Annotated in this window: 16 protein-coding genes and 1 pseudogene; 2 read left to right on the top strand and 15 right to left on the bottom strand. The window is 72.7% G+C overall.

From position 1 onward, the window contains the following. Positions 1 to 2: 2 nt before the first annotated feature. The 11 genes and pseudogenes from ACGFYN_RS05350 to ACGFYN_RS05300 form a co-directional block, all read right to left on the bottom strand. Positions 3 to 1,010: a glycoside hydrolase family 6 protein gene (locus ACGFYN_RS05350; protein ID WP_393864408.1), complete on the bottom strand. Its 1,008-nt coding sequence runs from the start codon at positions 1,008 to 1,010 to the stop codon at positions 3 to 5. Between the two features lie 378 nt (positions 1,011 to 1,388). Then, a complete protein-coding gene (locus ACGFYN_RS05345; protein WP_393864407.1) occupies positions 1,389 to 2,054 on the bottom strand; it encodes a class F sortase in 666 nt (221 codons plus the stop codon). 4 nt (positions 2,055 to 2,058) lie between these two features. After that, complete coding sequence (locus tag ACGFYN_RS05340; protein WP_393864406.1) at positions 2,059 to 2,634, bottom strand: hypothetical protein; 576 nt, start codon at positions 2,632 to 2,634, stop codon at positions 2,059 to 2,061. Positions 2,635 to 2,728: 94 nt separating this feature from the next. Next, a complete protein-coding gene (locus tag ACGFYN_RS05335) occupies positions 2,729 to 3,508 on the bottom strand; it encodes an HAD-IIA family hydrolase (RefSeq protein WP_393864405.1) in 780 nt (259 codons plus the stop codon). 49 nt (positions 3,509 to 3,557) lie between these two features. Further along, entirely contained in the window at positions 3,558 to 3,758 is a 201-nt protein-coding gene (locus tag ACGFYN_RS05330) for a hypothetical protein (RefSeq protein WP_393864879.1), read from the bottom strand. A 42-nt stretch (positions 3,759 to 3,800) separates the two neighbouring features. Further along, positions 3,801 to 4,090, bottom strand: a pseudogene (locus tag ACGFYN_RS05325) (ATP-binding cassette domain-containing protein); the annotation flags it as partial. A gap of 52 nt (positions 4,091 to 4,142) precedes the next feature. Beyond that, complete coding sequence (locus tag ACGFYN_RS05320) at positions 4,143 to 4,823, bottom strand: phosphonatase-like hydrolase (RefSeq protein ID WP_393864404.1); 681 nt, start codon at positions 4,821 to 4,823, stop codon at positions 4,143 to 4,145. Between the two features lie 17 nt (positions 4,824 to 4,840). Beyond that, the gene (locus tag ACGFYN_RS05315; protein ID WP_393864403.1) at positions 4,841 to 5,965 is read right to left on the bottom strand and encodes a TIGR03364 family FAD-dependent oxidoreductase; all 1,125 of its coding nucleotides are present in this window, start codon (positions 5,963 to 5,965) and stop codon (positions 4,841 to 4,843) included. 151 nt (positions 5,966 to 6,116) lie between these two features. Continuing rightward, entirely contained in the window at positions 6,117 to 6,872 is a 756-nt protein-coding gene (locus ACGFYN_RS05310) for a GntR family transcriptional regulator (RefSeq protein WP_393864402.1), read from the bottom strand. Positions 6,873 to 6,919: 47 nt separating this feature from the next. Next, positions 6,920 to 7,720 (bottom strand): hypothetical protein, encoded by an 801-nt coding sequence (locus ACGFYN_RS05305; protein ID WP_393864401.1) that lies wholly within the window; start codon positions 7,718 to 7,720, stop codon positions 6,920 to 6,922. A 140-nt stretch (positions 7,721 to 7,860) separates the two neighbouring features. Continuing rightward, entirely contained in the window at positions 7,861 to 8,907 is a 1,047-nt protein-coding gene (locus ACGFYN_RS05300) for an ROK family protein (RefSeq protein ID WP_393864860.1), read from the bottom strand. A gap of 191 nt (positions 8,908 to 9,098) precedes the next feature. Between ACGFYN_RS05300 and ACGFYN_RS05295 the strand changes: the two genes are divergently transcribed. Next, entirely contained in the window at positions 9,099 to 10,172 is a 1,074-nt protein-coding gene (locus ACGFYN_RS05295; RefSeq protein ID WP_393864400.1) for a Gfo/Idh/MocA family oxidoreductase, read from the top strand. Positions 10,173 to 10,183: 11 nt separating this feature from the next. Continuing rightward, positions 10,184 to 10,672, top strand: a complete 489-nt coding sequence (locus ACGFYN_RS05290) for a heme-degrading domain-containing protein (protein WP_393864859.1) — start codon at positions 10,184 to 10,186, stop codon at positions 10,670 to 10,672. Between the two features lie 78 nt (positions 10,673 to 10,750). Here ACGFYN_RS05290 and ACGFYN_RS05285 read toward each other — a convergent pair whose 3' ends face one another. From ACGFYN_RS05285 to ACGFYN_RS05270, 4 genes are all read right to left on the bottom strand, one after another. Further along, positions 10,751 to 11,608 carry a fumarylacetoacetate hydrolase family protein gene (locus ACGFYN_RS05285; RefSeq protein ID WP_393864399.1) on the bottom strand — a complete coding sequence of 286 codons (858 nt, stop codon included), beginning with the start codon at positions 11,606 to 11,608 and terminating at the stop codon, positions 10,751 to 10,753. Positions 11,609 to 11,735: 127 nt separating this feature from the next. After that, positions 11,736 to 12,452, bottom strand: a complete 717-nt coding sequence (locus tag ACGFYN_RS05280) for a YidC/Oxa1 family membrane protein insertase (protein WP_393864398.1) — start codon at positions 12,450 to 12,452, stop codon at positions 11,736 to 11,738. Positions 12,453 to 12,540: 88 nt separating this feature from the next. After that, on the bottom strand, positions 12,541 to 12,858 hold the full coding sequence (locus ACGFYN_RS05275) for a DUF6412 domain-containing protein (RefSeq protein ID WP_393864858.1): 318 nt from the start codon (positions 12,856 to 12,858) through the stop codon (positions 12,541 to 12,543). Between the two features lie 56 nt (positions 12,859 to 12,914). Continuing rightward, positions 12,915 to 13,454 (bottom strand): winged helix-turn-helix transcriptional regulator, encoded by a 540-nt coding sequence (locus ACGFYN_RS05270; protein ID WP_393864397.1) that lies wholly within the window; start codon positions 13,452 to 13,454, stop codon positions 12,915 to 12,917. Positions 13,455 to 13,469 lie beyond the last annotated feature (15 nt).

Genomic DNA, 13,469 nt, shown 5'->3' with positions numbered 1-13,469 from the left:
GGCTACTTGCTGGCCTTGGCAAGGGCGAGTGCGTAACTCGCCCACCACTGGCCCGCCTTGGGGCCGCCCTTGCAGGTGCCGTCCGACTCCCCCGGCCGCTTGACCCACAGGTAGGCGTCCACCAGGGGGTCGGCGGTCCGCTTCGTCGGGGTGTCGCCCAGGGACCGGCCGGGCGGGTTGCACCAGCGCTCGTCCGGATTGCCGCCCGTGTACGGGCCGTTGCCGTTGCGGCTGGTGTCGATGACGAAGTGCTTGCCCCCCACCTTCGCGGACAGCTCCTTGCCGTACGCGATGGAGTCCTTGGTCGAGTAGAAGTTGGAGACGTTGACCGCGAAGCCGTCGGCCCGGTCGACGCCCGCCAGCTTCAGGGACTGGAAGATCTGGTCGGGGTGGCCCCAGCCGGCGTTGCCCGCGTCCAGGTAGACCGCTGTGTTCCTCAGGGACTTGAGCTTGGCGATCGCGCCCTTGAGGAGGTCGTAGCGCTCCTCCTGGAACTCGCCCTGGGTGCAGCCGTCCACCAGGTGCAGTACGGCGTCCGGCTCGAGGATCACCGTGGCCGCGCGGTCCCCGATGCCCGCCGCCACGCCGTCGATCCAGCTGCGGTAGGCGTCGCCGTCGGCCGCGCCGCCCTGCGAGTACTGGCCGCAGTCGCGGTGCGGGATGTTGTAGAGGACGAGGAGCGCGGTGCGGCCGGCCTTGTCGGCGGCCTCCGTGAAGCCCTTGGCCTCCTGCTCGGGGTTCTCCGGGCCGATCCACTCGCCGGTCGGCTGCTCGGCGATCTTGCGGATCTGCCCGGCGGGCCCGTCCTTGCCGGACTTCTCGTAGGCGGCCACCTGACGGGCCGCGCTCCCGTCCGGGTTGACCCAGAACGGGTCGCTCTCCTTGGGCTGCTGGGTGATCTTCGCGCCGGCGTCGTCGCCGCCGCCTCCGGAGGAACATCCCGCGACGAGCAGTGCCGCCCCCAGCACCGCCGCGGAGGTCCGCGCTCCGGCCCCCCTCATGCCGTACATCCAACTCCCCCTTGGGTGCACCGGTCGTAGCCTCAATCCTGACATACGGCACGCCGCGCCCACGAGGTCGCCCGAACCTTGTCGGTCAGCTGTTACACCCGCCGTAGGACCCTGGATCACCAGCACATATGACGGAGAGCCACCGTAGTGGAACCTGGGGTCATTCAGACTCTAGGCTCGGGCGCTCATCCGTTCTAGAGTCTTCCCATACGGCCCCAGCCCCCGGCCCGTTCGCATTGCCGTGCCCCTTTGAACCTCCCGCGCCGGACGCCGGGTTACTCCCGCAGCCCGTGCGCGCGGTCGAGGACCAGCCCGGTCGGCGGTCTCGGGGGGAGCAGGCCGCCGACCGGGCCAGGTACAAGGAGCTCTGGGAGTGGTTCACAGGCCGGTTCCCGTGAGGTACGCCGAGACGATCACGTTCGCCGTGTAGGTGCCCCCGGCCCGGTCGAAGGTGCCGCCACAGGTGATCAGCCGCAGCTCGGCGCGTCCCGCCCGATGCTGCCCGTAGGCCCGCGCGGCGTCGAAGCGGTCGCGGCTCTGGACCTGGACGTCGTCGACGGTGAACTCGGCGACCCCGCCGTCGTCGCGCAGGACGCGGACGGTCTGGCCGGGCCGCATGGTGCTCAGCCGGTAGAAGACGGCGGGCCGGGTCCTGGTGTCCACGTGCCCGACCATCAGCGCGGCCCCGTCGGCGCCCGGCGTGGTCCCGGCCGCGTACCAGCCGACGGCTCCCGCCTGTGCGAAGGACGGCGGCTCGACCGCGCCGCGCGCGTCCAGGCCGCGGGCGATCACGGGCGCCTGCACGCCCAGCCCGGGGATGTCGACGCGCTGCGGCAGCGCGTCCTTCAACGGGCGGACCGCGGAGGGGAGTTCCGCTTCCGGCGGCCGTCCGATCGCGGCCAGGTCGCCTGCGGCGGTCTGCGGCACGTCCCCCGCCACACCGGTCACCTGCCGGCCCCACAGCCACAGCCCGCACAGCAGCACCGCCCAGGTCACGACCGTCACAAGGCGTGCGGAGCCCGAGGAGCGCTCGTGGTCTGCCATCGGGTCAGTCCGTCCCGCGCCTCCGGCGCGCGCCCCGCATCCCTACGGCGCCGGCGGCGACGCCCGCGAGCACCAGCCCGGTGATCGTCTGCCCCGCCCCGGGCCCGGCCCCGCGGACGTCCACGGAGGCGAAGTGCGTGGCGCCCCCGCCGCCGGCGTCGACGGGGGCGGCGGGTGAGGCCGGAGCGGCGGCAACGGCGGTGGACGGCTGCTGCTGCTGGGCCAGGACCCGCTGCCGGGACTGCGCGACGACGGTGATGCGGCCCTTGATCATGGTCTCGCCGCAGGCGATCCGCACGTCGTAGGAGCCCGGGCCGGCGGCGCCGCGCACCAGGGTGTCCCCGGTGAGGGTGCCGTCGGCGCCCGAGAGCCGCGCGTCCGCGACGAACGCGGTGGACACGGCGGTGGCCGTCCGCAGCGTGCACCCGGTCGCCCGGAGCGCCACCTCGCTGCCGGCGGCGGGGGACGACGGGGTCACCGAGAGGCCCGCCCCGCCTCCGTCCGCCGCGAACGCCACCCCTGGTGCGAGGGCGCAGGCGGCCAGAAATCCGGTACAGAGAGTGAGACCCAGTGAACCCATCGTGAAACCTCCAGACAGAAGGAGGCTCCCCCGCGAGCGGGGGCACCGCATCCTCAGCGGGGCCCGTATTGCTCCGTTCGGGTGCCGGCGGGTTTCAGATGAGGTCGACGAGGTCCGCGATGGAGTCGACGATCTTGGACGGGCGGTACGGGAAGTCCTCGACCTGTTCGGGCCGGGTCAGCCCCGTGAGCACCAGGAACGTCTGCATGCCGGCCTCCATGCCGGCCAGTACGTCGGTGTCCATGCGGTCGCCGATCATCGCGCTGGTCTCGGAGTGCGCGCCGATGGCGTTGAGGCCCGTCCGCATCATGAGCGGGTTGGGCTTGCCGGCGAAGTACGGATTCTTGCCGGTCGCCTTGGTGATCAGCGCGGCGACGGCACCGGTCGCCGGCAGCGGGCCCTCGGCGGAGGGGCCGGTCTCGTCGGGGTTGGTGCCGATGAAGCGGGCACCGGCCTCGATCAGCCGTACGGCCTTGGTCATGGCCTCGAAGGAGTACGTACGGGTCTCGCCGAGGACGACGTAGTCGGGCTCGTGGTCGGTGAGGATGTACCCGATGTCGTGCAGCGCGGTCGTCAGGCCCGCCTCGCCGATGACGTAGGCGCTGCCGCCCGGCCGCTGGTCGTCCAAAAACTGGGCCGTGGCCAGGGCCGAGGTCCAGATGGACTCGACCGGCACCTCCAGGCCCATGCGCCGCAGCCGGGCGTGCAGGTCGCGCGGGGTGTAGATCGAGTTGTTGGTGAGCACCAGGAAGGGCCTGCCGGACTCGCGCAGCTTCTTGATGAACGCGTCGGCGCCGGGGATCGGTACGCCCTCGTGGATCAGCACGCCGTCCATGTCGGTGAGCCATGATTCGATGGGCTTGCGGTCTGCCATGGTGCCGTCTCCTGCCGTACGCGATGGTGCGTGCCCCTCAGCCTATCGATCAGCTGCCGGTGGCCGACTTCCAGTCCTCGACGTACGACGTGAGGTTCTCGGCGATGTCGTTCCAGTCCGGCGTGAACACCTCCACGCCGTCCATCGACTTGGCCGGCGCGATGGCGTTGGCGTCGACGGCCTTGACCTCCGTGCGGGCACCGAAGCCGCCGCCGATCTCGCTGACCTCCTGCTGCTTCTGCGCGAGCATGAAGTCGATTCGGCATGGTCCTACAGCTCCCTCGGCGTCCCGCAGGACCGCAGCCGAGCCCAACTCCCGGTGCAGCCGGGCGAGTTCACCCAGCATCCCGGACCGCAGCCGGGCGCCCCGCGCGGACAGCGGTTCGTCCAGCAGCACGTCCGGGCGGCCGGCCGACGCACGCGCGACGGCGACCCGTGCTGCTGCCCGCCGGACAGCTCCCGCGGGTGCCGGCGGGCGCAGGCGGTCATGCCGGTCATCTCCAGCGCCGCGGCGACCCGCCCCCGTATCTCGCCCTTGGGCACCGTGCGGGCCTTCAGGCCGAAGGCCACGTTGTCGTTGAGTACGACGTCGCCGTCGTAGGCGACCGTGACGGAGTCGAAGCGGATGCTCGTCTCACCGGGCTCCCATGAGCAGCGCGGGCAGGGCGGCCACCGAGTCGAGGACATGGGTGGCGCCGGCCGCGCGGAACGCCTCGTCGCCGTGGGCGCCGGTGCGGACGCCGGCGACCAGGCCCGCTCCGGCGCGGACGCCGGTGAGCACGTCGTAGGAGGTGTCACCGACGACGGCGACCTGCCGTACGTCGTCCGCGGCCGCGGTGCGCAGGAACGCGGTGAGCACCAGGTCGGGGTACGGGCGCCCCCGGCCCCCGGCGTCGGCGGGGCAGAGCGTCAGCGGCACCAGGTCCTGCCAGCCGAGCGCGGCCAGGATCGCGTCCTGCGTGGTGCGTGCGAAGCCGGTGGTGAGGACGACCGTTCGGCCTTGCGCCGTGAGTTCCTCGATGGCCTCGCGGGCACCGGGCAGGGCCTCGACGCTGCCGCCGTCGACGAGTTCTGCGTACGCCTCCTCGAAGGCCCTGTTGGCGTCCTGCGCCTTGGTCTCCTCCCCGAACAGATGCCGGAAGACGGAGATCTTGGACTCGCCCATGGTGGCGCGGACGTGGTCCAGCATCGTCTCGGGATCCGCGTCGAGGCGCTGTGCCGCCGCCGCGAAGGCCTGCTCGACCAGCCCACCGTCGGCGACGGTCGTGCCGGCCATGTCGAGGACGACGAGCCGGATGTCGCGGGCCGTGGTCATGTCTGTGGTCAAGTTCCTCACCAGTCCAGTTCGTTCGCGGTGGTCTCGGCGATCGCGGGCGAGCAGGTCATCCCGCGCCCGCCGGGTCCCGTGACCAGCCACACGCCGTCCGCGACCGGCTGCCGGTGCACGACCCGGGTGGTGTCGGTGCACTGCGCGTACACGCCCGCCCAGCGGCGCCGGATCTTCGGCAGCGGCCGGCCGAGGAGCGCTTCGACGACCTCGGTGAGGTGGTCGTAGGGGTCCTCGAGGGTGTCGAAGGCGAAGGGGTGCTCGTACTCGTGGGTGTCGCCGATGGTCAGGCCGCCGTCGGCGCGCTGGACCATGAGCAGCTGCATCCGGTGCTCGTGTGCCGTCGGGGTCTGCGGCTGCCCGGCGGCGAGCGCGTCGAGCGCCGGGGACGCGTAGGCCGGGTAGTAGCGGAAGCTGTCCGCGTCCGCGACCGACGTGGTGAGCGGCTCGCCGAGCGGGTCGGTCTGCATCATCTGGAGGCGTACGCGGCGGACGGGGAGATCCGGCCCGGCGAGTTCGCGGACGAGCCCGCCGAGCCAGGCGCCGGTGCACAGGACGACGGCGTCGGCGCGGTGCACCTCGCCGTGGTCGTCCCTGACCGTGCCCGCGCCCGTCACCTCGCGCACTTCCCGGCCCGGCAGGAAGGTGTAGTTCGGTGACGTCGACAGCTCCTCGCGCAGGGCGAGTTGAGCGGTACGGGGTTCCACGGCTGCGTCCCGCTCGCAGTGGAGGGCGGCGGTGAAGTCGCCGCGCAGAGCGGGGTTCAGGTCGCGGGCCTCGACGGGCGTGAGGAGCTTGTAGCCGCGGGCGGCCGAGTCCTCCCGGGCCACGGCGGCCTCGGCGACGGCGAGTTCGAGGTCGCCGCGGACCGGAGTGAGGGAGCCGTTGGCCCGGAAGCCGAGTCCGGGGACCCGGCCGCCCATCTCCTCCCACAACTCCCTTGCGCGCAGGGCGGTGTCGAGTTCCTCGCCGCCCGCCCGTCCGCTCACCCAGATCTGGCCGAAGTTGCGCAACGAAGCGCCGCGGGCCTCCGCCTCGCGCTCGATGTGGACGACCTCATGGCCGCGTTCCACTGCTTGCCAGGCGTGCATGGTGCCCACCACGCCTGCTCCGACGACTGTCACTTTCACGTCGGTCACGCTCCTCGGTAAGGGGGACCGGAGATGTCCGGCTGACAACGAGAGCCTGAACCAGCCCTCCCGTTTGGGCTAGGCCCGTTATCTCTTCGTTATATGACAACGGGTATGACGCCTGAGAGGTCCGGCTTTGTGCCGCTTGGCGTCAGCCCTGAAGGTGCGCCGTGAACGAGAACCGGTCCCCGCGGTACAGCGTCCGCACCCGCTCCAGCGGCCTGCCCTCCGTGTCCCGTGAGACCCGGTGGACGAGCAGCATCGGCAGGGCCGGCGGGGTCCCGATGAGGAGGGCCTCGCGCGGAGTGGCCAGCACCGTCTCGATCCGCTCGTCGGCGTCGCCGAAGAAGATGCCGCTGTCGTGCAGGTAGCGGTAGAAGGAGGAGCCGGGCTCGAAGTCGGTGTCGAGGCGGGGGACTCGGGCGACGGCGACGTAGGTGCTCTCCAGGCCCACCCGCTCGTCGTCCGCGAGCAGCACGCGCTCCAGGTGCCAGACGGGTTCGCCGCGTTCGAGACCGGTCTCGGCGGCCAGCGCGTCCGGACAGGGGAACCGGTCGAGGGTGACGAGGCTACGGCCGGGGGTGCGGCCCTGGCGCCGTACGCCCTCGGTGTAGCTCGCGAGGGACAGCGGCTGTGCCAGCTTGGGTCCCGCGACGACGGTGCCGCGCCCCTGCCGGCGCAGCTTGCCCTCCAGCACCAGCTCGCGCAGCGCCTGGCGCACGGTCTCCCGCGCGACGCCGTACTCCTCGGACAGGTCGCGCTCGGTGGGGAGGGCGCCGCCCTCTCCCAGCTCGGCCACGAGGTGGTCGATCCGCGCCTTCACCGCGTAGTACTTGGGCACACGGCCGTGCTCCGGGATGCCGGCGCGGACGGGGGCGCCGGGGGCCTGGTCGTTCGGGTAGTCCACGGGAGGGATCGTCGCAGACGCCGGGGCGCCGGGCCCGACCCGACCTCTCAGCGGCGCTTACGCGGCCTGACGGCCAGCAGTACGGCTCCGGCGGTGGCGAGCAGGACCGCGGTCGCGGCGAGGGCTCCGCCCGGGGTGCCGAGGCCGGTGCGGGCGAGCTCGTCGGCGAACGGGAGGCCCGGTCCGACGCCCGGTGAGGCGGTGCCGCTGGGGCTCGTGCCGTCCGGAGCCGGACTCGTACCGACCGGGGCCGGACCCGTGCCGTGCGGCGCCGGACCCGTGCCGTCCGGCGCCGGATCCTCGCCGCTCCGGACGTGGAAGCGATAGTCGCCGGACTGTCCGACCCAGTCACCGTCGTCCTTGTGCCGCTGGACGACGGCGGCGTTGGCGGTGACCTCGTTGGGTACGGCGTCCGAGGTGAGCGCGAGGCGGACCTTCACGGTGACGGTCCTGCCGGGCGCGACGGTGAAGCCGGGCAGTCCGTCGTCGAAGGCGCCGACGAGTTCGTCCTCGTCGGTCCTCACGAAGCTCACGGGGTGCGGGCGGCCGCCCTCGTAGAAGTCCAGGCGTGGCTGCTGGGGGTTCAGCGCGCGCTTGTCGTCGACGAGCACGACGACCGGGTGGATGTTTCCGCAGGTCCGGGAGGTGGTGTTGGTGAGGTCGAGATACCAGGTGCCGTATCCGCCCCCCGCGTCGTAGGCGTCCGGACCGCCGTGGATGCGCGTGGTGACCGGGAAGTGGCGGTCGTCCGGGGCGCAGCCGGGGACGGCGTGGGCCGGGGTCGCCACGGGGGAGAGGGCGGCTGCTGCCAGGCTGAGGGAGACGGTCGTGCACAGTCGCATAATCATGGGACTGTGCCGGACGGGGCCGGACGGTGGGCGGTGCCGCTCCGCGGTCCCCCCGCAAGTCCCCTCGATCAGCGCACGCGGACGGGCACGCGCCTCAGCTCCCGGTCCGCCGGGATCTCACCCGCCGGCCCGCCCGAACCTCAGCCGTCCGCCCGCCCGAACAGCGGCCCGAGCACCAGCTGCGCCGCCCCTTCCGCGACCCCGCCGGAGGCGACCCGGACCGGGACCGCCTGCCCGCCGACGTGCCGGGCGCGCTCGTCGAGGACGGCGCCCACCCCTCGTACGAAGGGTTCGGGCGCGGCGGTGATCGTGCGGCCGCCGAGGAGGACGCGGTCGATGTCGAGGAGCGCGACGAGGTTGCCGGCCGCGGTGCCGAGGACGCGCGCCGCCTCGTCGGCCTCGCCGCGCGCCACCGCCGCCAGGCACAGCGCCTCGACGCAGCCGCGGTTGCCGCAGCCGCACGGCGGCCCGTCCAGCTGCACGACCTGGTGCCCGAACTCCCCGGCTCCGGTACGGGCGCCGCGGTGCACGGTGCCGCCGATGACGAGCCCGGCACCGAGGCCCGTACCGAGATACAGATACGCGAACGAGCCGCTCTCACCGGCCCCGCCCGCGTCCCCGACGGCCAGCCCGAGCGCGGCCGCGTTGGTGTCCTTGTCGACGACGACCGGCAGGCCGAGCCGTCGCGCGAGCGCGTCGCGCAGCGGGAAGCCGTCCCACTCGGGGAACCCCGTGACCCGGTGCAGGACGCCGCGGGTGTGGTCGAGCGGACCGGGCAGCGCGACCCCGATCCCGAGCAGGGAGCCGGCGCCCGGCACTCGGCCGGCCAGCGCTCCCGCCTCCTCCGCCACCGCGCCGACCACGGCCTGCGGCCCCGCCCCCAGGTCCAGCGAGGTGCCCCGCTCCGCCGCCACGGCGCCCGTGAGATCGACCAGGACCGCCCGCAGTTCGTCCCGGTCCAGGTGCAGTCCGACCGCGTGGCCCGCCTCGGGCACCAGGCGCAGCACCGTACGGGGCTTGCCTCCGGTGGAGGCGCGGCGGCCCGCCTCGGCCGCGAGCCCGTCGGCCCGCAGCCGGGCGGTGATCTTGCTGACGGCCTGCGGGGTCAGCCCGGTCCGCTCGGCGAGCTCGAGCCGGCTGATCCCCTCCGTGCCGGCCGTGCGCAGCAGATCGAGGACGAGCGCCATGTTGTGGCTGCGCAGCGCGGGCAGATTCGCGCCGACGACGCCCGACGTGCCCGCCGTGACCGGCGCGCTGGCCGGCCCCGCCCGTCCGGCGGCCGTGCCCGCCCCTGTGCCCACCGCTGCGTTCGTCCTGTCCACCCCGCCATTGTCCCCCGCGCTTGCACTTTGGCAACAGCGTTGCGAAAGTGGGAGGCATGACTCGTACTCCTCTGCGCGTGGGCCTCGTCGGCTACGGCCTCGCGGGCTCCGTCTTCCACGCCCCGCTGATCGCCGCCACCGAGGGCCTCGCCCTCGGCACGGTGGTCACCTCGAATCCGGAGCGGCAGAAGCAGGCCCTGGCCGAGTTCCCGGACGTACGCGTCGCGGCGACCCCCGACGAGCTGTTCGCCCGCGCCGACGAGCTGGACCTCGTCGTCGTCGCGTCCCCGAACAAGACGCACGTCCCGCTGGCGACGACCGCCCTGAAGGCCGGCCTCCCGGTCGTCGTGGACAAGCCGATCGCCGGCACCGCGGCCGAGGCGCGCGAGCTCGCCGCCCTCGCCGAGGACCGCGGTCTGCTCCTGTCCGTCTTCCAGAACCGCCGCTGGGACAACGACTTCCTGACCCTGCAGGGGCTGCTCGCCGAGGGCGAGTTGGGCGACGTATGGCGCTTCGAGTCCCGCTTCGAGCGGTGGCGCCCACAGCCCAAGGGCGGCTGGCGCGAGTCGGGCGACCCGGAAGAGATCGGAGGTCTCCTCTACGACCTCGGCAGCCACGTCGTGGACCAGGCACTGGTCCTCTTCGGACCGGCGGCCCAGGTCTACGCCGAGTCGGACATCCGCCGCCCGGGCGCGCGGGCGGACGACGACACGTTCATCGCCGTCACGCACACCAGCGGCGTCCGCTCCCACCTCTACGTCTCCGCGACGACCGCCCAACTCGGCCCGCGCTTCCGGGTGCTGGGCTCAAGGGCGGGCTACGTCAAGTACGGCCTCGATCCGCAGGAGGCGGCCCTGCGCGAGGGCAGGCGGCCCGGCACGGCGGCCGACTGGGGTACGGAGGCCGAGGAGTTGTGGGGCCGGGTCGGTGCCGGCGAGTCCCCGGTGACCGGCGGCGGCCGTCCCGAACCGACGCTGCCGGGCGACTACCCCGCGTACTATGCGGCCGTGACCAGGGCTCTCACCGACGGCGGTGCCAACCCGGTGACCGCCCTCGAGGCGGCCGCCGCCCTCGACGTCCTCGAGGCGGCCCGCCGTTCGGCCCGCGACGGAGTGGCGGTGACGCTGTGACGCACAACGAGATGACGCCCAAGTTCCACCCGGAGATCACTCCGTCCCTGGAGGAACTGGAGGCCCAGGAACGCCGTCTGGTCTTCGGCCACTTCACCTTCGAGGACGCGTGGGCCCTCGGCTCGCTCCTGGTGGAACTGGCCCTGGAGCGCCAGGCCCCGCTCGCCATCGACATCCACCGCGCCGGACAGCAGCTCTTCCACGCCGCGCTGCCGGGCTCCACGCCCGACAACGACGCCTGGATCGCCCGCAAGCGCCGGGTCGTCGAGCGCTACGGCTCGGCCTCCTACCTGGTCGGCACCCGCTTCCGCGCCAAGGGCACGACCTTCGAGGACTCCTCCCGCCTGGACCCCGACGCCTACGCGGCCCACGGCGGCTCGTTCCCGATCAACGTCGAGGGCGTGGGCGTCGTCGGCGCGGTGACGGTGAGCGGCCTGCCCCAACTGGCGGACCACCGCTTCGTGGTGGAAGCACTGGAGACGTTTTTGAACAAGGGGTGAGCCCTGCAGGGGCGCGGGGAACTGCGCGACAAGCCACGACGATCCCGCGGTCGCCACCGAAGCGCAGTCCCCCACCCCTCAGGCGTCCTTCAACTCCTGCCGCTGCCGACCGAGCCCCGAAATCTCCAGCTCTACAACATCCCCGGCCCGCAAATACGGCTTGGGCTCGGGCTGCCCCATCGCCACCCCCGCGGGCGTCCCCGTGTTGATGACGTCCCCGGGGTAGAGCGTCATGAACTGGCTGACGTAGCGCACCACTTCGGCCACCGGGAAGATCTGCTCCGCGGTCGTGCCGTTCTGCTTCAGCTCGCCGTTGACCCACAGCTTCAGCGACAGATCCTGCGGATCGGCGACCTCGTCCGCCGTCACCAGCCACGGCCCGAGCGGGTTGAACGTCTCGCAGTTCTTGCCCTTGTCCCAGGTGCCGCCGCGCTCGATCTGGAACTCCCGCTCGGACACGTCGTGCGCCACCGCGTACCCGGCGACATGCGTGAGCGCCTCCTCGGCCGACTCCACGTACCGCGCCGTACGCCCGATGACGACCGCCAGCTCGACCTCCCAGTCGGTCTTCTCCGACCCCCGGGGCACCAGCACGGTGTCGTTCGGGCCGATCACCGTGTCGGCGGCCTTGAAGAAGATCACCGGCTCGGCGGGCGGCTCGGCGCCGGTCTCGCGCGCGTGGTCGTGGTAGTTCAGCCCGATGCACACGACCTTGCCGATCCGCCCGAGCGGCGGCCCGACGCGCAGCCCGGTCGCGTCCAGCGCGGGCAGCTCACCGGTCTCGGCGGCCGCCCGGACGCGCTGGAGCGCCGCGGCGTCGGCGAGCAGCGCTCCGTCGATGTCCGGGACGACACCGGAGAGATCCCGCAGGACCCCCTCGGCGTCGAGCAGCGCAGGCTTCTCCGCTCCCGCCGTACCGACTCGCAGCAGCTTCATGATCACAGTCTCCCTCGATCGCGGGCGCCCGGCCGATGGGTGCAGCCATCGGAGGACTGGTCGATCCTCCAAGCTCGGAGTCCAGTCCGCAATACCCGGTTCACGGACTGGACCGTAACCTCACGCCCTAGCGGTGGAGCACGGCACGTTCGACCGCGCTCCACGTCGTGCTCGTCACCACATACAGTGCGGCCGCCAGCGGTACGACGGCCACCGTGACGAGCGTGAAGAAGGACAGGAAGGGCGCGACCTTCCCGATGGCCGCGGCGCCGGCGATCTGCTCCGGGACGACGTCGGTACCGGTGCCGGTCATGGTGCGCCTGGCACGCAGGTAGTTGAAGCTCGCGACGACGGCGACCACGGCGAAAAGACCGAGGTACACGAGCCCGGCCGCCCCGAACACCCCGCCGCCGGCCAGCGCGTCCGCCCACCGTCCGCCGAGCGGCGCGGTGAACAACTGGTGGGCGAGGAGGCCGTTGCGCTCACCGCCGACCGTGGCGTTCGAGAACAGGTGGTACAGCAGGAAGAACGCCGGCAGCTGGAGCAGCCCGGGCAGGCACCCGGACAGCGGCGACACCTTCTCCTCGGCGTGCAGCGCGACAAGGGCCTGCTGGAACTTCTGGGGGTCGCCCTTGTGCCGGGTGCGCAGCTCGGTGATCTTCGGCTGCAACGCGGTGCGGGCCTTCTGCCCGCGGGCGGCCGCCCGGGACAGGGGATGGACGAGGAGTCGTACGAGAGCGGTGAACAGGACGATCGCGGCGGCGGCCGCGGTGGCGCCGAACAACGGCTGGATCAGATCGGCTAGTTGCTCGACGAGATGGGCGAAAGCAGGGAAGACAGACATGGATGAGCCCTCCGAGGGTCATGCCGGAATGGGGTGACGACGGCATGACGACCGCCCGGGGGCACGGCTGAGAGGTGAGCCGTGTGCCCTACGCGACGGTCGCCGGAAGGGCGGAACCAGGCGCTCGGGGGCGGGTGCGGCCCCTCGCGTCGGGGTCGCGTTGCGGCAGGAAGGCCGTACGGCGGTCGCGGTCGCGGATGGCCGTACGCACGCGCGTGGGCGGCACCACGGGCACGCAGCGCGCGGCGAGCAGGGCACAGACGGCGAGGGCGGAGCCCGCCGCAGCGGTCGCGGCGAGCGCGACGGTGGCGGCGAGGCTGCCGGTGTCGGCGAGCAGGACGGTCTGGAGGACGACGAGCAGCAGCACGGCGGCGGGACGCGGGAAGGTCCGGGCCATCTGTGCCATCCGGCTGCGGGTCACGACTGCTCCCCCTTTCCCGCGCACGCTGGTCCTGCTCCCGGTTATACAGGATCCTTCTCGGCCGGCTGCTCGATGGGGTCCAGCAGGCGCTTGGGCCTGAGCAGCGCCCGGCTGACCGGATTCGTCGGGTCCGTGTCGAGTCCGGGCCCCGGCTCCATGAGGACGTCCTCGACGGGTACGACGGTTGCACAGACGGGGCATTCGCCGTACGGACCGAGTTCGGTGCCGCAGACCGCGTGCCGGAAGGTGCGCAGTTGGGTCTCGCCGAAGTGCTCGCGGCCCCACAGGCCGAGCGAGCGCAGCGTGGGCCACAGGGCGATGCCGCGCTCGGTGATGACGTACTCGTCCCGGGGCGGCGACTCCTGGTAGCGCCGCTTCTCGAGGATCCCCTCCGTCGTCAGCGTCTGGAGGCGGGCGGCGAGGACCGCGCGCGGGATGCCGAGGTGGACGAGGAAGTCGTTGTAGCGCCGCACGCCGTAGAGGGCGTCGCGGATGACGAGCAGTGTCCAGCGCTCGCCGACGACCTCCAGCGCGCGGGCGATGGAGCACTGCTGTGTCGCGTAGTCCTTGCCCAATGCCATGACGTCCACTGTAAC

The organism is Streptomyces sp. NPDC048419, from assembly GCF_043200415.1.
In the GTDB taxonomy this organism is placed as follows: Bacteria; Actinomycetota; Actinomycetes; order Streptomycetales; family Streptomycetaceae; genus Streptomyces.
This window is presented reverse-complemented; position numbering and strand designations above follow the sequence as displayed.

Bases quoted from the DNA above. Each gene is read 5' to 3' on its own strand.
- ACGFYN_RS05350 (WP_393864408.1), bottom strand. From the start codon at position 1,010: ATGTACGGCATGAGGGGGGCCGGAGCGCGGACCTCCGCGGCGGTGCTG.
- ACGFYN_RS05345 (WP_393864407.1), bottom strand. From the start codon at position 2,054: ATGGCAGACCACGAGCGCTCCTCGGGCTCCGCACGCCTTGTGACGGTC.
- ACGFYN_RS05340 (WP_393864406.1), bottom strand. From the start codon at position 2,634: ATGGGTTCACTGGGTCTCACTCTCTGTACCGGATTTCTGGCCGCCTGC.
- ACGFYN_RS05335 (WP_393864405.1), bottom strand. From the start codon at position 3,508: ATGGCAGACCGCAAGCCCATCGAATCATGGCTCACCGACATGGACGGC.
- ACGFYN_RS05330 (WP_393864879.1), bottom strand. From the start codon at position 3,758: ATGCTCGCGCAGAAGCAGCAGGAGGTCAGCGAGATCGGCGGCGGCTTC.
- ACGFYN_RS05320 (WP_393864404.1), bottom strand. From the start codon at position 4,823: ATGACCACGGCCCGCGACATCCGGCTCGTCGTCCTCGACATGGCCGGC.
- ACGFYN_RS05305 (WP_393864401.1), bottom strand. From the start codon at position 7,720: ATGATTATGCGACTGTGCACGACCGTCTCCCTCAGCCTGGCAGCAGCC.
- ACGFYN_RS05300 (WP_393864860.1), bottom strand. From the start codon at position 8,907: ATGGCGCTCGTCCTCGATCTGCTGCGCACGGCCGGCACGGAGGGGATC.
- ACGFYN_RS05295 (WP_393864400.1), top strand. From the start codon at position 9,099: ATGACTCGTACTCCTCTGCGCGTGGGCCTCGTCGGCTACGGCCTCGCG.
- ACGFYN_RS05290 (WP_393864859.1), top strand. From the start codon at position 10,184: ATGACGCCCAAGTTCCACCCGGAGATCACTCCGTCCCTGGAGGAACTG.
- ACGFYN_RS05285 (WP_393864399.1), bottom strand. From the start codon at position 11,608: ATGAAGCTGCTGCGAGTCGGTACGGCGGGAGCGGAGAAGCCTGCGCTG.
- ACGFYN_RS05280 (WP_393864398.1), bottom strand. From the start codon at position 12,452: ATGTCTGTCTTCCCTGCTTTCGCCCATCTCGTCGAGCAACTAGCCGAT.
- ACGFYN_RS05275 (WP_393864858.1), bottom strand. From the start codon at position 12,858: ATGGCACAGATGGCCCGGACCTTCCCGCGTCCCGCCGCCGTGCTGCTG.
- ACGFYN_RS05270 (WP_393864397.1), bottom strand. From the start codon at position 13,454: ATGGCATTGGGCAAGGACTACGCGACACAGCAGTGCTCCATCGCCCGC.